Annotated in this window: 16 protein-coding genes; 15 read left to right on the top strand and 1 reads right to left on the bottom strand. The window is 72.1% G+C overall.

From position 1 onward, the window contains the following. The first annotated feature begins 52 nt into the window (after positions 1 to 52). Complete coding sequence (locus tag Q0R63_RS20155; protein WP_295701477.1) at positions 53 to 1,243, top strand: citrate synthase; 1,191 nt, start codon at positions 53 to 55, stop codon at positions 1,241 to 1,243. Positions 1,244 to 1,318: 75 nt separating this feature from the next. On the opposite strand, the gene Q0R63_RS20150 is transcribed toward Q0R63_RS20155, so the two are convergent. After that, a complete protein-coding gene (locus Q0R63_RS20150) occupies positions 1,319 to 2,545 on the bottom strand; it encodes a citrate synthase (protein ID WP_295701474.1) in 1,227 nt (408 codons plus the stop codon). Positions 2,546 to 2,728: 183 nt separating this feature from the next. On the opposite strand from Q0R63_RS20150, the gene Q0R63_RS20145 reads away from it, so the two are divergent. The 14 genes from Q0R63_RS20145 (at position 2,729) to Q0R63_RS20080 (ending at position 18,361) form a co-directional block, all read left to right on the top strand. After that, complete coding sequence (locus Q0R63_RS20145; RefSeq protein ID WP_295701471.1) at positions 2,729 to 3,388, top strand: hypothetical protein; 660 nt, start codon at positions 2,729 to 2,731, stop codon at positions 3,386 to 3,388. A gap of 246 nt (positions 3,389 to 3,634) precedes the next feature. Next, positions 3,635 to 3,940 carry a thiamine-binding protein gene (locus tag Q0R63_RS20140; RefSeq protein WP_295701468.1) on the top strand — a complete coding sequence of 102 codons (306 nt, stop codon included), beginning with the start codon at positions 3,635 to 3,637 and terminating at the stop codon, positions 3,938 to 3,940. Continuing rightward, the gene (locus Q0R63_RS20135; RefSeq protein ID WP_295701466.1) at positions 3,937 to 4,380 is read left to right on the top strand and encodes a helix-turn-helix domain-containing protein; all 444 of its coding nucleotides are present in this window, start codon (positions 3,937 to 3,939) and stop codon (positions 4,378 to 4,380) included. Before Q0R63_RS20140 ends, Q0R63_RS20135 begins: the two co-directional genes overlap by 4 nt. A gap of 121 nt (positions 4,381 to 4,501) precedes the next feature. Further along, entirely contained in the window at positions 4,502 to 5,416 is a 915-nt protein-coding gene (gene pucL, locus Q0R63_RS20130; RefSeq protein WP_295701463.1) for a factor-independent urate hydroxylase, read from the top strand. Between the two features lie 117 nt (positions 5,417 to 5,533). Continuing rightward, a complete protein-coding gene (gene uraD, locus Q0R63_RS20125; protein ID WP_295701461.1) occupies positions 5,534 to 7,456 on the top strand; it encodes a 2-oxo-4-hydroxy-4-carboxy-5-ureidoimidazoline decarboxylase in 1,923 nt (640 codons plus the stop codon). 47 nt (positions 7,457 to 7,503) lie between these two features. Further along, the gene (uraD, locus tag Q0R63_RS20120; protein WP_295701458.1) at positions 7,504 to 7,989 is read left to right on the top strand and encodes a 2-oxo-4-hydroxy-4-carboxy-5-ureidoimidazoline decarboxylase; all 486 of its coding nucleotides are present in this window, start codon (positions 7,504 to 7,506) and stop codon (positions 7,987 to 7,989) included. Continuing rightward, positions 7,986 to 8,312 carry a hydroxyisourate hydrolase gene (gene uraH / locus Q0R63_RS20115; RefSeq protein WP_295701456.1) on the top strand — a complete coding sequence of 109 codons (327 nt, stop codon included), beginning with the start codon at positions 7,986 to 7,988 and terminating at the stop codon, positions 8,310 to 8,312. The genes uraD (Q0R63_RS20120) and uraH overlap by 4 nt, the downstream gene beginning before the upstream one ends. A 271-nt stretch (positions 8,313 to 8,583) precedes the next feature. After that, positions 8,584 to 10,083 carry an FAD binding domain-containing protein gene (locus Q0R63_RS20110; protein ID WP_295701451.1) on the top strand — a complete coding sequence of 500 codons (1,500 nt, stop codon included), beginning with the start codon at positions 8,584 to 8,586 and terminating at the stop codon, positions 10,081 to 10,083. Continuing rightward, positions 10,080 to 12,620 carry a xanthine dehydrogenase molybdopterin binding subunit gene (gene xdhB, locus Q0R63_RS20105; RefSeq protein WP_295701448.1) on the top strand — a complete coding sequence of 847 codons (2,541 nt, stop codon included), beginning with the start codon at positions 10,080 to 10,082 and terminating at the stop codon, positions 12,618 to 12,620. The genes Q0R63_RS20110 and xdhB overlap by 4 nt, the downstream gene beginning before the upstream one ends. Next, the gene (xdhC, locus tag Q0R63_RS20100; RefSeq protein ID WP_295701445.1) at positions 12,617 to 13,450 is read left to right on the top strand and encodes a xanthine dehydrogenase accessory protein XdhC; all 834 of its coding nucleotides are present in this window, start codon (positions 12,617 to 12,619) and stop codon (positions 13,448 to 13,450) included. The genes xdhB and xdhC overlap by 4 nt, the downstream gene beginning before the upstream one ends. Next, positions 13,447 to 14,733 (top strand): guanine deaminase, encoded by a 1,287-nt coding sequence (gene guaD / locus Q0R63_RS20095; RefSeq protein WP_295701443.1) that lies wholly within the window; start codon positions 13,447 to 13,449, stop codon positions 14,731 to 14,733. Before xdhC ends, guaD begins: the two co-directional genes overlap by 4 nt. A gap of 545 nt (positions 14,734 to 15,278) precedes the next feature. After that, on the top strand, positions 15,279 to 16,139 hold the full coding sequence (locus tag Q0R63_RS20090; protein WP_295701439.1) for a sigma-70 family RNA polymerase sigma factor: 861 nt from the start codon (positions 15,279 to 15,281) through the stop codon (positions 16,137 to 16,139). A gap of 157 nt (positions 16,140 to 16,296) precedes the next feature. Then, positions 16,297 to 17,082, top strand: coding sequence for a GAF and ANTAR domain-containing protein (locus tag Q0R63_RS20085; RefSeq protein ID WP_295701436.1), 786 nt, complete (start codon positions 16,297 to 16,299; stop codon positions 17,080 to 17,082). 79 nt (positions 17,083 to 17,161) lie between these two features. Beyond that, the gene (locus tag Q0R63_RS20080; protein WP_295701434.1) at positions 17,162 to 18,361 is read left to right on the top strand and encodes a pyrophosphate--fructose-6-phosphate 1-phosphotransferase; all 1,200 of its coding nucleotides are present in this window, start codon (positions 17,162 to 17,164) and stop codon (positions 18,359 to 18,361) included. The last annotated feature ends 102 nt before the right edge of the window (positions 18,362 to 18,463 follow it).

The following is an 18,463-nucleotide window of genomic DNA, read 5'->3' as shown; positions in this document are numbered from 1 at the left end:
GTTGACGGCGTCAACGTTGACCCGTCGCCACGGCCGGACCGACCGTGGGGCCATGAGCATCCTCACCACCGGATCCGCCGGCTCCAACACGCCGCTCGCCCCCATCCCTCCCGGTCTCGCCGGTGTCGTCGTCGCGACGACCGGGCTGAGTGACGTCCGCGGCGACCACGGCTTCTACCACTACCGCCAGTACGACGCGGTCGACCTCGCCCGCTCCTGCAGCATCGAGGAGGTCTGGCACCTCCTGTTGCGGGGCCACCTGCCGAGCGCCGGCGAGCTGACCGCGTTCCGGGCGACCATCTCCGCAGCGCAGACCCTCACTCCCGAGGTGCGAGCCGCCCTCGACGCGGTCGGCCGGGACGGCGGCGCGACCTCACCGATGACGGACCTCCGCACGGGCCTGTCCGCTGCGGGCGGGCTGCTCGACCTCAAGCCGGTGTGGGATCTCGACGAGCCCGGCCGCGAGCGCGACGCCATCACGCTCGCGGCCCTCGTCCCGGTGCTGACAGCCGCGGCATACCGGCGGGGGCAGGGCCTCGAGCCCCGCGCCCCACGGCCCGAGCTCGGGCACACCGCGAACCACCTCTGGATGATCACCGGCGCGGAGCCGGGCGAGCGGGAGGTGCGCGCGCTCGAGCGCTACCTCTGCCTCACCGTCGACCACGGCTTCAACGCCTCGACGTTCACGGCGCGGGTCGTCGCCTCGACGGGCGCCGACGTCGCCGCGTGCGTCGTCGCCGCCCTCGGCGCCCTCTCGGGCCCGCTGCACGGTGGGGCGCCGAGCCGGGCGCTGGAGTCGCTCGACGAGATCGGCACCTCGGACCGGGCTCGGGCGTGGGCGGACGCCCAGCTGGCGGACGGGCGGCGGATCATGGGCTTCGGGCATGCGATCTATCGCGGCGCCGACCCCCGTTCGGAGCTGCTGCGGGAGACGGCGCAGGAGCTCGGCGGACCGCTGGCCGAGCTCGCCGTCGCCTCCGAGAAGGCGATCGACGCGGCCCTCGCGGCCGGCCGGCCCGACCGGGTGCTGCGCGCCAACGTCGAGTTCTACGCCGGCGTCGTCATGCACGAGTGCGGCGTCCCCCGCGAGATGTTCACGCCCACCTTCGCGGTCAGCCGCGTAATGGGGTGGACGGCACACATCCTCGAGCAGGCCCGGGACCGCAAGATCATCCGGCCCAGTGCCCGGTATGCCGGTCCTCCGCCGCCGCAGCCCGTCCCCCCGCTCGCCGACCGCGGCTGACCGACCCACCGCCTTGCGTCCGCGCGAACGGCATACCGGTGTCGCGTCGGCGCGGACGTCAGGGGTCTGGCCCCCTCACACCTCCCCGGTGTAGACGGCGCGCGACCGGAAGCGCAGCCCCTGCGGCGCCTCCTCGAGGCCGTGGGCGAGCCAGCCGACCATCCTGCTGAGGGCGAAGATCGTCTCGCCCGAGCCGGGGGCGAAGTCGCACGCCCGCACGAGCGCGGCGAGCGCGAGGTCGACGTTGGGAGCCAACCCGTGACTGCGACTGACGTCGAGAAGGAGCTGCTCGACCAGCGGCCATCCCCCGGGGTCGAGCCGCGCCACCCGGTCGAGCAGCGCCTCCGCCCGAGGGTCGGCGTCGACGTAGACCGTGTGCCCGAAGCCCGGGACGGTCCGGTGACCGGACAGGTCGTCGGCCGCCGGGTCGCGGGCAGCGCGAGCCGCGAACAGCTCCTCGACCGCGAGGCTGCTGCGCCCGTGCAACGGACCACCGAGGGCGGCGAGACCCGTGAGCAGCACGAGCCACGGGTCGGCGCCGGTGCCCGCGGCGATCCGGGCCGCCATCGTCGACGCCGCGAGCTCGTGGTCGACGAGGAGGATGAGCGCCGCCCGCAGCGCCTCGAGTCCCGGCGCCGTCGGCGGCGACGCCGTGAGGTGCGGCCACAACCGCACCTCGAGCGGGCCGTCGTCCTCGATCGGCTTCTGCCGCAACGGGATCGACGCCACCCCAGCCGGTATGCCGCGACGCCCCACCGCGGCCACGTGCTCCCGACCCGTGTCGCCCCGATCCGGGTCGGTGCCCGCGAGCGCGACGACGGCTGCCCGCACCCGGTCGACGTCGGTGGCACCCGGCGGCAGGGCTGCGGCCATCGTCGCGACCACCACCCGGTCGTCCTCGCGCAGCCTCCACTGCGCGGGATCGTGGACGCCGGACGCACCGTCGCTCGACGCGCCGTCGTTCGACCACAACAGCTCGGCGACGGCCTCGAAGGGCCGGTCGAGCAGATCGAGCGCAGCGACGCCCCGGAAGGCGAGCAGGCCCTGGGGATCGAGCATCGTGACGTCGGTCTCGAGGAGGACGTCGAGCGAGCCGGCGCGGTGCCGGGTCCGTTCGGCGACGAGCCGAAGCACCTCCTCGCGGTCGAAACCCGAGACGCGCCGCCCGCTCTCGTTGACCCGGTGCGTTCGGGAGAGCAGACCGCGGCTGACGTAGGCGTAGATCGTCTGCACCCTGACTCCCAGCAGATCGGCCGCTTGGTCGGCCGTGACGCTGGGCCGCTCGTCGAGTTGACCAGCCATGCGGTCATCCTCGCAGCACCGCAGCGGCCAGGCTCCTGCGGCGACCGAAATGTTATTGCCTGTCCGATCCGTTACCCTTCGGGCAGTTGGCCTCATGCTGACGCGTCCGTGTCGTGCCCACGCAGGCGAGACCGGATCTCGCACGACCGTTGCTCGATCCACACGTCCACAGGGGGACATCTCATGAACACCCGAATCACAGGCGTCACCGCCGCCGTCGCCATCTCTCTGGCCCTCGCCGCGTGTGGCAGCTCGTCCACGGTCGTCGCCCCGGCCGCCAGCAGCACCAGCTCCGGCCGCACGACCTCGACGGCCTCCGCGAGCGCCAGCACGAGCGACAGCCCGTCCTCCTCCGACACCGGCACACCGAGCGCTCCCGCTGCATCGGGCGCGAAGATCGCCGTGGGCACGACGGTGACCGACGACATCCTCGACAACAAGGCCGTCGTCGTCAGCGTCATCCGCAACTTCCCCATCCCCGCCGCCGCGTCCGCCATCAAGGCGCGCGGCGACGAGCTGGTGCTCGTCGAGGTGAAGGTCACCGCCGGCTCGAAGTACTACGCCGGCATGGGTGACTCCGACTTCACCTGGGGAGTCCAGGGCAAGCAGTACTCCGGTGAGGCCGCCGGCAGCGACGCCGTACACGCTGCCATGACGGCCGCCGGTCATACACCGCTCGCGGCCGTCGATACCGGAAAGAGCGGCACGGGCTGGATCGCCGGTTTCCTCAAGCCCGCCGGGTCCGACAAGGCCTACGTCGCCCTGCGCCGGGTCGCGGCCAAGGGATCCGACGGCACCGACATCCCCAAGAAGGAGTTCCCGGTCACGCTGCCGCTGTCCTGAGCACAGGCGTGGGGCCTCGGAGAACCGCCCTCAGGAGCCGAGGCGGACACCTCGCTCCCAGGTACGTGGATCCGCCCGCGGAGCGGCCGCTCGCGGTCGCGGACCGTCGCCAGCACCTTCTGGGCGGAGGGGCGGGCCGAGCCGGCGGATGGTGCGTCGCCGACCGCCCGCGGCTCCTCGACGAGTGCGGAGAGGCGGTCGGCGCCTTCCCTGGCGTCAGTATGCCGGGGCGCTACCCTCGTCGGCATGCGCGTGCGTGCCGAGTTCACCACGGAGCCCTTCACCGGAGAGGGAGAGCCCCCCGAGCACGTCACGCACGCCGCGGCGCTGCTCACCGAGGCGGGGCTCGACGCCGACCTCGGGCCCTTCGGCACGATGGTGGAGGGTGAGGACCGGGTCCTGCTTCCGACGCTGGCCACCGTCCTCGCCGCCGCATTCGCCTCCGGCGCAACGCGTTTCACCCTCCAGGTGGAACGCGTCAGCGAGCAGGGGGACCACCTCGACACGCCCCGCCCGACCCCTTCCACCCGCCCGAAGAACGGTCCGTCGTGACCGAGAAGACCTCGTCGACGACCACGGTGGATCCGATGACGGCGGAGCCGGCCGACGTCGTCGAAGCGCTGGCCGAGGCCGTCCGCCCCCTCCTCGAACGCACCGGTGCCCACCTCGTGCCTGCCGGCGAGGCGCGCGCTGACGACCTCGCCCTCGAGTGGCGCGGTGACCCCGTCCTCCACGTGCGGTTCCCCACCCCGTCCGGCGCCGTGGGCAGCGAGGGTCCGGGCGACCTCTCGGACGGCCTCGCCCGGCTCATCGCCGAGGTCGAGAAGGAGCTCGGGGGCGCCCTCGCCCACCTGCCCCGGGCCGGCAAGCAGCGCGCTGTCCGCCTGCTCGAGGAGCGCGGCGCCTTCGAGATGCGCAAGTCGGCCGAGACGGTCGCCGAGGCGCTCGGCGTGACCCGCTTCACGGTCTACAACTACCTCAACCGCGGGTAGCCGCGCGGTTCACCCGACGGGACCACCGATTTCAACAAACTGTTGACGTCCCGGCTCGACCGCCCTATCGTTCCCGTAGCCCGCCCGCCCCCCGGTCGGCCGATCTCCGAGCGGAGTCAGCATGAGCGTTGTCCTCGGGCCCAACCAGTACGGCAAGGCGGAGAACCGGGTCGTCCGGATCTATCGCGACACCGCACGCCACGAGATCCGCGACCTCAACGTCTCCACCTCGCTGCGCGGCGACTTCGCTGCCGCGCACACCCACGGAGACCAGTCGCGCGTCCTGCCGACCGACACCCAGAAGAACACCGCCTTCGCCTTCGCGAAGGAGAAGGGCATCGTCTCCCCCGAGGAGTACGCCCTGGTCCTCGGCGCCCACTTCCTCGACGCCGCCGAGGCGACCACCGCGGCGCGGGTCGCGGTGGAGGAGTATGCGTGGGACCGCATCCCGGTCGGGCCGCAGGGCCACGACCACGCCTTCATGCGGCGCGGTGGCGACACCCGGACCACGGTCGTCACCGTCGAGGGCCGCGGTGATGATCGGCGCACCTGGGTCGTGTCCGGCCTGCAGGACCTCGTCGTCCTCAAGTCCACCGGCTCCGAGTTCATCGGCTTCCTCAAGGACTCCTACACGACCCTCCCGGAGGCGCAGGACCGCATCCTCGCGACCTCGCTCGTCGCCCGTTGGCGCTACGAGGAGTCGGCGGTCGGCAGCACCGAGTGGAACACCGCCTTCGACGACATCCGACGGATCCTCCTCGAGACCTTCGCCACGACCTACAGCCGGGCGCTGCAGGAGAGCCTCTACGCCATGGGCAGAGCCGCGCTCGAGGCCCACGCCGAGGTCGCCGAGATCTGGTTCTCGGCGCCCAACAAGCACCACTTCCTCGTCGACCTGTCGCCGTTCGGCGTGGAGAACCCGGGTGAGGTGTTCATCGCCGCAGACCGACCCTACGGCCTGATCGAGGCCACCGTCACCCGCGACGACGCCTCCGACCCCGGCAACGCCTGGCTCGCCACGCCCGGCTTCTGCTGACCCTCCCTGCGCTTCCCCCACCTGCGCTTCCCGCACCTGCGCTTCCCCCACCTGCGCTTCCCATTCGGCACCTCCCCTCCCGTCCCCCGGGACCACACCCACGAGAGCAGGCCAACGATGTCCTCCACGCTCGCCACCCCACCGCACCGCGCCGCACCGCGGCACCCCGTCGACCAGGTCCTGCCACCGGGCAGGCTCGCGATCTACGGCTTCCAGCACGTCCTCGCCTTCTACGCCGGCGCGGTGATCGTCCCGATCCTCCTCGCGAACTCGATCGGCCTGGACGCCCAGCAGCTCATCCACCTGATCAACGCCGACCTGTTCACCTGCGGCATCGCCTCGATCATCCAGTCGATCGGCTTCTGGAAGGTCGGGGTGCGCCTGCCGCTCCTCCAGGGGGTGACCTTCACCGCCGTCTCGCCGATGATCGCCATCGGTCTGTCGGCGGGCGGCGGCACCGACGGCCTCCTCGCCATCTACGGCGCGGTCATCGTCGCCGGCCTCGTCACCTTCCTCGTGGCGCCGTTCTTCAGCAGGCTGATCCGCTTCTTCCCGCCCGTCGTCACCGGCTCCGTCATCACGATCATCGGCATCGCCCTGCTGCCCGTCGCCGCGGCCGATGCGGTCGGTGGAGCCGGACCGACGCTCGACCCGGCCAGCGGACGCAACCTCGCGTATGCCATGGGGACCCTCGCCCTCATCGTCATCGTCCAACGCGTCTTCCGCGGCTTCATGGCCACGGTCGCGGTCCTCGTCGGGCTCGTCGTCGGCACCCTCGTCGCCTGGGCCCTCGGCGACGCCCACTTCGACCAGGTCGGCGGTTCGGCCTGGGTCGGCGTCACGACGCCGTTCGCCTTCGGCTGGCCGAAGTTCGGGGTCGCCGCGATCATCTCGATGGTGGTCGTCATGCTCATCACCGCGGTCGAGACCACGGGCGACGTCTTCGCGACCGGCGAGATCGTCCAGAAGCGGATCACCCAGGACGACATCGGCCGTGCCCTGCGGGCCGACGGGCTCGCCACCGTCATCGGCGGCGTCTTCAACTCCTTCCCCTACACCTGCTTCGCCGAGAACGTCGGGCTCGTCCGGCTGACCCGGGTCAAGAGCCGCTACGTCGTCGCGACCGCCGGCGCGATCATGATCCTCATCGGGCTCATCCCCAAGGCCGGCGCCATCGTCCAGGGCGTGCCCCACCCCGTCCTCGGCGGCGCCGCCCTCGCGATGTTCGCCACCGTCGCGGTCGTCGGCTTCCAGACCCTCTCGAAGGTCGACTTCCACGACCACCGCAACGTCGTCATCGTCTCGACGGCGGTCGGTCTCGCCGTCTTCGTGACCGTCCAGCCGGACGTCTCGAAGGCCGTGCCCGGATGGGCCCAGATCATCTTCGGCAGCGGCATCACGCTCGGGAGCATCACAGCCATCGTCCTCAACATCGTCTTCCACCACCTCGGCAGCGGTCGCGGCCCGGCGGTGGCCGGCCGTCCGGGCGACAGCGTCCGGCTCGACGAGGTCAACAGGATGGAGAAAGACGAGTTCGTCCACACCTTCGGCGCGATCTACCAGGGACCGTCGTCGTTCATCGAGAACGCCTGGGAGCGCAGGCCGTTCAGTGACACCAACGACCTGCGGCGCGCCTTCCAGCAGGCCCTCTTCTCCTCCTCGACGGAGGAGGAGAGCCAGCTGATCGCGGCCTACCCCGACCTCGGGTCCGACGCGGTCGCGGCCGGCACGACCGGTCTCGCCTCGCAGACGGAGCAGGCCTCCCTCGGCCTGACCCACCTGCGCGACGCCGAGCACGACGAGCTCGGCGAGCTGACCACGACCTACCGCGACCGGTTCGGCTTCCCGCTCGTGCTCTCCGTCCGTGACCGGGCCTCCTTCGACCAGGTCGTCACCGAGGGGCGGGACCGGCTCGAGAACTCCCCCGCGCAGGAGCACGCCACGGCGCTCGTGGAGATCTCGCGCATCGCCGGACACCGGTTCGACGACCTGCTCGCCGGCGCCGACCCCATCGGCACCGCCCGGACGAGGGGCTACTGAGCCCGATGACGACGATCCCGTCTGGTGGGTCCGGTGTTCCGGGCCGCGTGGAGGCATTCGACACCCTGCCACGCGATGAGGCCCGCGCCCGGCTGCTCAGCTGCCTGGCCGTCCCCCGCTGGGCCGACGAGGTCCTCGCCGGTCGCCCGTATGCCGCGTGGGCACCATTGCAGGAGAGCGCTGCCCGCGCTGCCGGGCAGCTCACCGACGAGGAGCTCGAGGCCGCGTTGGCGCGCCACCCGAGGATCGGGGAGCGGGCCGGTGCCACCCACGACGCCGAGCACTCGCGCCGCGAGCAGGCCGGGGTCGACCCGGGCGACCTGCAGCTGGCCGCCCGGCTGGCGGCCGGCAACGCGGCATACGAACGGAGGTTCGACCGGGTGTTCCTCATCCGCGCCTCGGGCCGCTCGGCGCCGGGGATCCTGCAGGAGCTCGACCGGCGGCTCGCCTCCACCGACGAGGCGGAGCGGGCCGAGGTCATCACCCAGCTGCGCGAGATCGCGTTGCTGCGACTGGAGGAGATCGTCCGATGAGCACCCTGAGCACCCACGTCCTCGACACGAGTGCCGGCCGGCCCGCCCGCGGCCTGCGGGTCTCCTTGGCGGACGCCACCGGCGCCCCGCTCGGCGACGGCACGACGGACGCCGACGGGAGGATCGCGACCATCGGTCCGGAGCGGCTCCCGGCGGGCGACTACCGCCTCACCTTCGACACGGGCGGCTGGTTCGCCGGGGAGGGGACGACCGCGTTCTATCCCGAGGTGGTGGTCGCCTTCACGATCGCCGACGCAGACCAGCACCACCACGTCCCGTTGCTGCTCAACCCCTTCGGCTACTCGACCTACCGCGGGACCTGACCCACCCCTCCTCCCCACCACCACCCCCTCCGCTTGTTGCTTCCGACACGCCCGTTCCAGCCCTCCGAAGGGCACATTCGGGCCATCCGGAAGCAAGAAGCGGGGGGTGGGGTAGGGACCCGACGGCTATTCTCGACACCACGGCCCGGCGTTCGCATGGACAACCACCGGGTCGGCGTCACCCGAACCATGCTGCTCCGCCTCGCTCGACGACGACGCCCGATGCGGACGAGCGGAACCGACAGCCCATGGTGGCGTGACAGGAGTGGACATGACCTCGCAGCTCGATCGCCCGGCCCCCACGGAGGGCAGCACCGGCGGCCTCATCGTGAACGGTGCGCCCTGCACGCTCCTCGGCATCCGGGCCAACGCCACCGCTCTGGACTGGCTGCGGGACCGTGGGCTCACGGGGGCCAAGGAGGGCTGCGCCGAGGGCGAGTGCGGCGCCTGCGCGGTGCTCGTCGCCCGTCCCGACGGCGACGACCGCACCCGGTGGACGGCGATCAATGCCTGCCTCGTGCCGGCTGCCTCGCTCGACGGCCAGGAGATCGTCACCGCGGAGGGGCTCGGGTCGCCGACGGCGTTGCACCCGACGCAGTACGAGATGGCGGTCCGCGGCGGTTCGCAGTGCGGATACTGCACGCCGGGGTTCGTCTGCAGCATGGCCGCGGAGTACTACCGCGCCGACCGGGTGGCCGCCGAGATCGCGCCGGACGAGCAGGAGCGCGACCACGAGCACGGCCCCAACGGCTTCGACCTCCATGCCCTGAGCGGCAACCTCTGCCGGTGCACCGGCTACCGCCCGATCCGCGACGCGGCCTACGCCCTCGGTCACCCCGACCCGGCCGACCCTCTCGCCGAGCGGCTCACCCGTCCCGCCCCCCCGCCTCAACGCACCCACGTCGCCGCTCCCGACGGCGAGTTCAACCGTCCCGCAACGCTGCCCGAGGCTTTGGCTCTCCTGGCCGAGCACCCTGACGCCGTCCTCGTGGCCGGCTCCACCGACTGGGGTGTCGAGGTCAACATCCGCGGCACGCGCGCCGCCCATGCCCTCGCGATCGACCGCCTGCCCGAGCTGCGCACCGTCGAGGTCGACGACACGGTCATCGAGCTCGGCGCCGCACTCAGCCTCAGCGAGATCGAGCGCCTGCTTGCGGGTCGGGTCCCGCTCCTGGCCGCGCTGTTCCCCCAGTTCGCCTCCCGCCTCATCCGCAACGGCGCCACCCTCGGCGGCAACCTCGGCACCGGCTCACCGATCGGCGATGCCCCACCGGCGCTGCTGGCCCTCGAGGCGAGCGTCGTGCTCGCCTCGGTGGCCGGCGATCGCGAGGTGCCGCTGGCCGACTACTTCACCGGCTACCGTCAGAGCGTCCGGCACCCCGGCGAGCTCATCCGCGCGATCCGGATCCCGTTGCCCCTGGCCGGGATCACCGCCTTCCACAAGATCGCGAAGCGTCGCTTCGACGACATCTCCTCCGTCGCGATCGCGTATGCCGTGGACGTCACCGACGGCGTCGTGACCCGCGCCCGCATCGGGCTGGGTGGGGTGGCCGCCACCCCGCTACGAGCGATCGCCACCGAAGCGGCCCTGGAGGGCCGGCCGTGGGACCGAGCCACGGTCCAGGAGGCGGCCGCCGTGCTGCGCCGGGAGGGGACGCCGCTGGACGACCACCGGGCCAGCGCGGCATACCGATCGGCCATGCTCGGCACCTCGCTGCTCAAGCTCTACGCGCAGCCCGCTGACCCCGGCCGGCAGGAGGCCGACGCATGAGCACGCTCTCCGATCGACCCCGCAACTCCGTTGTGGGAGAAGCGGTCCCGCACGAGAGCGCGGCCCTGCACGTGACCGGTCGGGCCCTTTACACCGACGACCTCGTCTCCCGCACCCGCGACGTGCTGCACGCCTTCCCGGTGCAGGCGCCCCACGCCCACGCCCTGGTGACCCGGCTCGACGTCACACCGGCCCACGCCGTGCCCGGGGTGGTCCGGGTCCTCACCGCAGACGACGTCCCCGGGGTCAACGACGCCGGGGTCAAGCACGACGAACCGCTCTTCCCCAGCGAGGTGATGTTCTACGGCCATGCCGTCTGCTGGGTGCTCGCCGAGAGCCTCGAGGCGGCCCGCCTCGGCGCCTCGGCCGTCGTGGTCGACTACGAACCGCTGCCCTCCCTCGTCACCGTCACCGACGCCATCGCGGTCGCGAGCTTCCAGGGCGCCCAGCCGCACCTGGAGCGGGGGGACGTCGAGGCCGGGCTCGACCGGTCCACCCACGTCTTCAGCGGCGACTTCGAGTTCGCCGGCCAGGAGCACTTCTACCTCGAGACGCACGCGGCCCTCGCCCTCGTCGACGAGAACGAGCAGATCTTCGTCCAGAGCAGGACCCAGCACCCCTCTGAGACACAGGAGATCGTCGCCCACGTCCTCGGTCTCGCCAGCCACGAGGTGACCGTCCAGTGCCTGCGGATGGGCGGCGGCTTCGGCGGCAAGGAGATGCAGCCGCACGGGTTCGCCGCCATCGCGGCCCTCGGCGCCACGCTCACCGGTCGGCCCGTCCGGCTGCGCCTCACCCGCAACCACGACATGACGATGACGGGCAAGCGGCACGGGTTCCACGCGACCTGGCGGGTCGGCTTCGACGGCGACGGACGCTTGCAGGCGCTCGACGCCACCCTCACGGCCGACGGTGGGTGGAGCCTCGACCTCTCCGAGCCGGTGCTGGCTCGGGCGCTGTGCCACATCGACAACGCCTACTGGATCCCCGACGTCCGGGTCAACGGGCGGATCGCCCGGACGCACAAGACCTCGCAGACCGCGTTCCGCGGATTCGGCGGCCCCCAGGGGATGCTCGTCATCGAGGACGTCCTCGGGCGTTGCGCCCCCCTGCTGGGAATCGCCGCCGCCGACCTGCGCCGACGCAACTTCTACTCCGCCGGCCAGGCCACCCCCTACGGCCAGCCGGTCCGGCACCCGGAGCGGGTGGTGACGGCGTGGGACCAGGTCCTCACGACCAGCGACTTCGCGGCCCGCACCGCCGAGGTGACCGCCTTCAACCTCGCTCACGAGGACAGCAAGCGAGGCCTGGCGATCACCCCCGTGAAGTTCGGCATCTCGTTCAACCTCACCGCGTTCAACCAGGCCGGCGCGCTCGTCCACGTCTACAAGGACGGGTCCGTGCTCATCAACCACGGCGGCACCGAGATGGGTCAGGGCCTGCACACGAAGATGCTCCAGGTCGCCGCCACCACCCTCGGCGTGCCGCTCCCCACCGTCCGCCTCGCCCCGACACGCACCGACAAGGTGCCCAATACCTCTGCTACGGCTGCGAGCTCGGGTGCGGACCTCAACGGTGGCGCCGTGAAGAACGCCTGCGACCAGATCATCGAGCGGCTGCGCACGGTGGCCGGCGGACGGCTCGGGATCAACCCGGCGGACGTCCGGTTCGAGGGCGGCCAGGTGCACGGCGTCGGAGACCCGAGCGCGTGCATCCCCTGGGCCGAGCTCGTGCGCCAGGCCTACTTCCAGCGGGTCCAGCTCTGGGCCGCCGGCTACTACCGCACCGAGGGGTTGCACTGGGACTCGTCCCTGATGCAGGGCGAGCCCTTCAAGTACTTCTCCTACGGCGTCGCGGCCACCGAGGTGGAGGTCGACGGCTTCACCGGCGCCTACCGCACGAGGCGGGTCGACATCGTGCACGACGTCGGCGAGAGCCTGTCGCCGCTGGTCGACATCGGCCAGATCGAGGGCGGCTTCGTGCAGGGCGCCGGTTGGCTCACGCTCGAGGACCTGAGGTGGGACACCGGTGACGGCCCGACGCGGGGTCGGCTGGCCACCCAGGCCGCCAGCACCTACAAGCTCCCGAGCTTTTCCGAGATGCCCGAGGTCTTCCACGTCAGCCTCCTCCAGGACGCCCACGAGGACGGCGTCGTCTACGGCTCCAAGGCCGTCGGCGAACCACCGCTCATGCTCGCGTTCTCCGTCCGCGAGGCGCTCCGCCAGGCGGCCGCCGCCTTCGGCCCACCCGGCACCAGCGTCGACCTCGCCTCACCGGCCACCCCGGAGGCGGTCTACTGGGCGCTCGAGGGGGCCCGGGCGGCCGGGACGAAGGCCGAGCACCGTCACCTGGTCGAGGGCAGCCACCTCGTGGAGGGCGGTCACGGCATCGTGCCCGCGCAGCCGGGACCGGATGCCCATGCGCTGCACCCGATCTCGGAGCGCTGGGCCAACGGCGAGGCCGCCGACGCGGGGGCGGCGGGGGCAGTCGACGACGAGTCGACCGGTCCGGGCGAGCACGTGGGAGCCCACCGATGACCTGGCTCGGTGCGGTCCAGCAGCTGCGGCGCGAACGCCGTCCCGGTGTCCTCATCACCCTCGTCGAGGTGCGGGGCCACAGCCCGCGGGAGGCCGGCGCCAAGATGGTCGTCGCGGCCGACCGGACCTGGGACAGCATCGGTGGCGGCAACCTGGAGGCGACCGCGGTCGCCCGCGCCCGAACCCTGCTCACCGAGGCCGCGACGCGCGGCATACCGGAGCTGATGTCGTTGTCCCTCAACGAGAAAGTGCCGGCGGAGCACGGTGTCCAGTGCTGCGGCGGCGAGGTGGCCGTGCTGCTCGAACCGCTGGCCGTCGTCCCCGCCGTCGCGATCTTCGGCCTCGGCCACGTGGGCCACGAGCTGGCCCGCATCCTCTCGCGGCACGACCTCGAGCTCCACCTCGTCGACTCGCGCGCCGACCACGTCGAGCCGCAGCGGCTCGTCGAGCTCGGCGGCGGGCGGGCGACGATCCACCCCCACCACTGCCCCGTCCCCGAGCTCGTCATCGGCGAGGTGCCCGAGGGCACGCACGTCCTGGTGATGACCCACGACCACGCCGAGGACGCCGCTCTCGTCGACGTCGCCCTCCGCTCGACCCACCTCGGCTCGATCGGCCTGATCGGCAGCTCGGCCAAGTGGCGCCGGTTCCAGGTCCGGCTGCGGGCCGAGGGCCACACGGACGCCGACCTCGCGCGCGTGACCACCCCCATCGGTCGGCCCGACCTCGAGGGCAAGGACCCTGCGACCATCGCCGTCAGCGTGGCCGCCGACCTGCTGCGCCTCCTCGAGCAGGACCGAGCCCGCGGCCTCCGGCGAGCCCGTCGATGACCGTCTTCCGGGGGACCGTCCTCGACACCCCCGACGACCCGTTCACGGGAGGCGAGCTGCGCAGCGAGCAGGACGCCGGTCTCCTCGTCGTCGACGGCGTCATCCGCGCCCGCGGCCCCTACGTCGAGATCCGGCGCGACCACCCCCAGGAGGAGGTCGTGGACCTGCGGGGCGGGCTCGTCGTCCCCGGCTTCGTCGACGCCCACGTTCACTACCCCCAGGTGCGCGCCATCGGCGGCCTCGGTCTGCCCCTGCTCGACTGGCTCGACCGCTGCGCCCTGCCGGAGGAGGCCCGACTGGCCGACCCTGCCTATGCCGCGACCGTCGCCGACGAGTTCGTCCGCTCACTCGTACAGGCAGGCACCACAACCGCGCTCGTCTTCGGCAGCCACTTCGCGAGCGCCGTCGACGCCCTCTTCGCCGAGGCCACCCGGGTCGGCCTCCGGGTGACCTCCGGGCTCGTCGTGAGCGACCGCATCCTTCGACCGGAGCTGCTCTCGACCCCGCAGCGCACCTATGACGAGGGCCGCGTCCTCGCCGAGCGCTGGCACGGCACCGGCCGGACCCGGTATGCCGTGACCCCGCGCTTCTCGCTCTCCTCCAGCGACGACCTGCTCGACGCCTGCGCCGCCCTGGGCAAGGACGTCCCGGGCACCTGGTTCACGTCCCACCTCAACGAGAACCTCGCCGAGATCACCGAGGTCGCCCGGCTCTTCTCGAGGTCGGTCGACTATCTCGACACATACGACCGGCACGGACTCGTCAGTGGCAGAAGCGTTTTCGCGCACAACATCCACGTCCGCGACCGCGAGCTGTCCCTGCTGGCGGCTCAGGGAGCGGGGGTCGCCCACTGCCCCACCAGCAACGCCGCCCTCGGCAGCGGACTGTTCCCGATGCGTCGTCACCTCGAGCACGGCGTCCCGGTGGCCCTCGGCTCCGACGTCGGGGCCGGCACGGGTTTCTCGCTGCTCAAGGAGGGGTTGCAGGCCTACTTCCACCAGCAGCTCCTCGGACCCGCGGGCCTGCCGCTCAGGCCCGCACACCTCCTCCACCTCGCCACCCGGGCCGGCGCACTGGCGCTCGGGCTCGGGGACCAGGTCGGCGACCTCTCCGTCGGAATGGCCTTCGACGCGGTCTGGCTACGACCGCCCTCCGGCACCACCGCCGACCTCGTCCTGCGGCACGCGACGAGTGCCGAGGAGGCCCTCGCCAAGGTCTTCGCCCTCGGCACCACCGCCGACACGGCCGGCGTCTGGGTCGCCGGCGAGCGCCTGCACGGCTGACTCCCCCGCCGCCTGCACAGCTGATTCCCCCGCCAGCGGCATACCGGCCTCCCCCCCTCCGCCTGCATCCGGCTCAAGGGCCGAGTCGCATTGCGAGACAGGCCAACTGCGTCCACCGGCGACGTCCGGACTGCGGCTGTGCAGCTCCTCCAGGATCGCGAGCTCCCTGGCCTCGAGCCGGCGCTGGCGGTCCTCGTCGTCGGTCAACGGTGGGTCGGCCGTCCGCAGCTCGTCCTCCAGCCGGGCCAGGGCGGTGATGAGCTCCCGGACCGAGAGCCTCTCCTCACGTTTCATTCGACCTCCTCATCGAGGTGACGTCCCGGCGATGACGGGACGACGAGGAGACGGCCCCACTGGCAGTCCCCCTGGTGTTGCCGGCAGTCCCCCTGATGGTGCTGACCGTGTTGCTGAACCCTGGCGAGATACCCGAGGTCATACTGTCCGAAACCGGGTGGCTTGCCCTTGCCGGGAAATAATGATTCTGTTGTCCTCAGTGGTCCAGCAGTGGCGCCGACTTGTTCATCTCGGCATCCGCAGGAGCACTTGTGATCGTCCAGGACCTCGTCCCGACCACCGACCGCGCCAAGCCCGTCTCCGAGCCGGCCGACGCGCCCGCCCACTTCACCTACGGGTCGGAACGGGCAACCACCACGACCCTGCGCACCGGGGTGCTCCTCGCCCGCCGGGACGCGGCCGCGAACGTGCTCACCAAGGCGGACCTGGAGGACCAGGTCGTGCGGCTCAACCTCGGGCTCGCCGACGGCATCGCCAACCGCTACTGCGGTCGCGGGGTGGAGCGCGACGATCTCGTGCAGGTCGCCCGTCTCGGCCTCGTCAAGGCCGTCCACCGCTTCCACAGCGACCGTGGGGTGGCCTTCCCCGCCTTCGCGACCCCCACGATCACCGGCGAGGTCAAACGCCACTTCCGCGATCACGGCTGGGCGGTTCGGCCCCCCCGACGGCTTCAGGAGCTCCACGCCCGGGTCGGACCGACCAGTCGCGACCTCGAGCAGCGGCTCCACCGGCCGCCCACCGCCCCCGAGCTCGCCACCGAGCTCGGCGTCGCCGCCTCGGAGCTCGACCTGGCGCAGGAGGCGGCAACGGCCTTCACGACCCTGTCCTTCGACTACCGGCCCTCCGACGACTCCCCGTCGCTCTCGCAGGTCCTGCCGGCCGAGGGGGACGACCTCGACCTCGTCGAGGACCGGGTCGCGCTCAGCGCCGCGATCGGGCTCCTCAATCGGCGCGAGCAGGTCGTCGTCGCGATGCGGTTCGGGCAGGACCTCACCCAGGCCGAGATCGCCCACCACCTCGGCGTGAGCCAGATGCAGGTCTCGCGGATCCTGACCCGTCTCCTGGCCCAGCTGCGGGACGTCCTCGCGCCCACCCTCGGCCAGGTCGCCTGACCCTGCGCGCGCCCCGCCCGTCTTCCGTCGCACGGCGGGGTCGCTGGGCATCGGCTCAAAGCCCGGGGCAGGACCGATGGGTCAGCGGACCTGCGGTCGTGACCCAGCGGGACGGCATACAATTTTCGTCCCACCACCCTCCTCGAGGAGGACCCGCATGTCCGGTCCCGTCACCACCTCCACCGACCCGCAGGGCGCCAGCGACCGGCCGGCCGCCGCACCCGACCGCACGCCGGACACGCCATCAGCAGACCCGGCTCGGTCGAGCGAGATGTTCGACCGGCTCGCACAGGTGCTGTATGCCGCGGGGAACTTCGAGGCGATCTACGAGGCCATCGTCACCGCCGCTCCCAGGCTGGTCGACGGGTGCGACCACGCCAGCCTGATGATCGAGGACCGCGGGGTCTTCCTGACGGTCGCGGCCAGCGACGACGTGGCTCGCACCGTGGACGGACTCGAGCGCATCTTCAACCAGGGTCCCTGCCTCGACGCGATCATCGAGGACCGGCCCCAGCTCGAGTCGGACCTCGTCTCGGCCAGTCCCTGGCCCGAGCTCGGGAAGGCCATCGTCGCCGAGACGTCGGTCCGCGGCGGCGCCGGCTTCCGGATGGTCGTCGCGGGCGCCAAGGTCGGTGCGCTCAACCTCTTCTCGGACCGGGTCGGGGCCCTGACCGAGACCTCGGTGGACCAAGGCATCATCCTCGCGTCCTTCGCCTCGGTGGCCATCTCGGCCGTGCGTGAGCGGGAGCAGGCCGAGACGCTCGCCAAGGGCCTGGCGAGCAACCGGGAGATCGGCAAAGCCGTCGGCCTGATGATGGCCTTCCACAAGATCCCGGACACCCAGGCGTTCGACCTGCTGCGGCGCGCGTCCCAGGACATGAACCTCAAGCTCGCCGAGGTCGCCCGACAGGTCATCGACCACCACAACACCGGCACCGCCTGACCAGCCGGCCCGCCGGCGTGAGTCGCGTGCACACCGACCATGGTGACGCGCGGCATCCCACCTGCCCTAGGGTCGCAGCATGGCCCTCCACCGCGTTGCCCTCCTGACCGCCGGCGGCTACGCGCCCTGCCTCTCCTCGTCGGTGGGCGGCCTCATCGAGCGCTACACCGAGCTGCTGCCCGACGTCGAGATCGTCGCCTACCGGCACGGTTACCACGGGGTGCTCACCGGCGACAAGGTCGTCGTCGACGACGCGGCCCGCGCCTCGGCACACCTCCTCCACGGCTACGGCGGAAGCCCGCTCGGCAACAGCCGGGTCAAGCTCACCAACGCCGCCGACCTCGTCAAGCGCGGCCTCATCGAGGAGGGACAGGACCCCCTCGAGGTCGCTGCCGAGCGGCTGCGCGCCGACGGGGTCGACGTCCTCCACACCATCGGCGGCGACGACACCAACATCACCGCCGCCGACCTCGCTGCCCACCTCGCGACCCGTGACTACGACCTGACGGTCGTCGGCCTGCCCAAGACCATCGACAACGACATCATCCCGATCCGGCAGTCGCTCGGAGCCATGACCGCCGCCGAGCAGGGGTCGCGGTTCGCCCAGAACGTCCTCGCCGAGCACGGCGCCAACCCCCGGATGCTCATCGTCCACGAGGTCATGGGCCGCGGCTGCGGGTGGCTCACCGGGGCGACGGCGCGCGACTACCTCGCCTGGCACGCCGGCCGCGAGTGGGTGCCGTCGATCGGGCTGACCCCCGAGCGCTGGGGCATCCACGCCGTCTACGTGCCCGAGCTCGCCATCGACATGGACGCCGAGGCCACCCGCCTCCAGGCCGTGATGGACGACATCGGTTGCGTGAACATCTTCCTGTCGGAGGGTGCCGGGGTCACCGAGATCGTCGAGCAGCTGGAGACGGCGGGCGAGGAGGTGCCGCGCGATCCCTTCGGGCACGTCAAGCTCGACGCGGTCAACCCCGGGGCCTGGTTCGCCAAGCAGTTCGGGGGCCGAGTCGGCGCGGAGAAGACCATGGTCCAGAAGAGCGGGTACTTCTCCCGCTCGGCGCCCGCCAACGCCGCCGACCTCGCACTCATCCGCGAGATGGTCGAGGTCGCCGTCGACGCCGCCCGCGCGGGCACGTCCGGGGTCGTCGGGCACGACGAGGAGCAGGGCGACGAGCTGCGCGCCATCGAGTTCGACCGCATCAAGGGCGGCAAGGCCTTCGACACCGATGCCGAGTGGTTCCAGGACGTGCTCCGCCAGACCGGCCAGGCCTGACCCCGCCCACCAGACCCCGCCCGCCGAGGTCAGCCGTGGTCAGTCCGGGTCAGCCGGGGTCAGCCGGGGTCAGCCAGGGTCAGCCGGGGTCAGCCGGGGTCG

The sequence above is a fragment of the Lapillicoccus sp. genome, from assembly GCF_025353065.1.
Lineage (GTDB): Bacteria > Actinomycetota > Actinomycetes > Actinomycetales > Dermatophilaceae > Lapillicoccus.
Note: the sequence above shows the minus strand (reverse complement) of the source record. Positions and strands in the feature narration are given on the sequence as shown.

Bases quoted from the DNA above. Each gene is read 5' to 3' on its own strand.
- uraD (WP_295701461.1), top strand. From the start codon at position 5,534: ATGTCCTCCACGCTCGCCACCCCACCGCACCGCGCCGCACCGCGGCAC.
- uraH (WP_295701456.1), top strand. From the start codon at position 7,986: ATGAGCACCCTGAGCACCCACGTCCTCGACACGAGTGCCGGCCGGCCC.
- Q0R63_RS20085 (WP_295701436.1), top strand. From the start codon at position 16,297: ATGTCCGGTCCCGTCACCACCTCCACCGACCCGCAGGGCGCCAGCGAC.
- Q0R63_RS20145 (WP_295701471.1), top strand. From the start codon at position 2,729: ATGAACACCCGAATCACAGGCGTCACCGCCGCCGTCGCCATCTCTCTG.
- Q0R63_RS20140 (WP_295701468.1), top strand. From the start codon at position 3,635: ATGCGCGTGCGTGCCGAGTTCACCACGGAGCCCTTCACCGGAGAGGGA.
- xdhC (WP_295701445.1), top strand. From the start codon at position 12,617: ATGACCTGGCTCGGTGCGGTCCAGCAGCTGCGGCGCGAACGCCGTCCC.
- Q0R63_RS20110 (WP_295701451.1), top strand. From the start codon at position 8,584: ATGACCTCGCAGCTCGATCGCCCGGCCCCCACGGAGGGCAGCACCGGC.
- xdhB (WP_295701448.1), top strand. From the start codon at position 10,080: ATGAGCACGCTCTCCGATCGACCCCGCAACTCCGTTGTGGGAGAAGCG.
- Q0R63_RS20150 (WP_295701474.1), bottom strand. From the start codon at position 2,545: ATGGCTGGTCAACTCGACGAGCGGCCCAGCGTCACGGCCGACCAAGCG.
- guaD (WP_295701443.1), top strand. From the start codon at position 13,447: ATGACCGTCTTCCGGGGGACCGTCCTCGACACCCCCGACGACCCGTTC.
- Q0R63_RS20155 (WP_295701477.1), top strand. From the start codon at position 53: ATGAGCATCCTCACCACCGGATCCGCCGGCTCCAACACGCCGCTCGCC.
- Q0R63_RS20080 (WP_295701434.1), top strand. From the start codon at position 17,162: ATGGCCCTCCACCGCGTTGCCCTCCTGACCGCCGGCGGCTACGCGCCC.
- pucL (WP_295701463.1), top strand. From the start codon at position 4,502: ATGAGCGTTGTCCTCGGGCCCAACCAGTACGGCAAGGCGGAGAACCGG.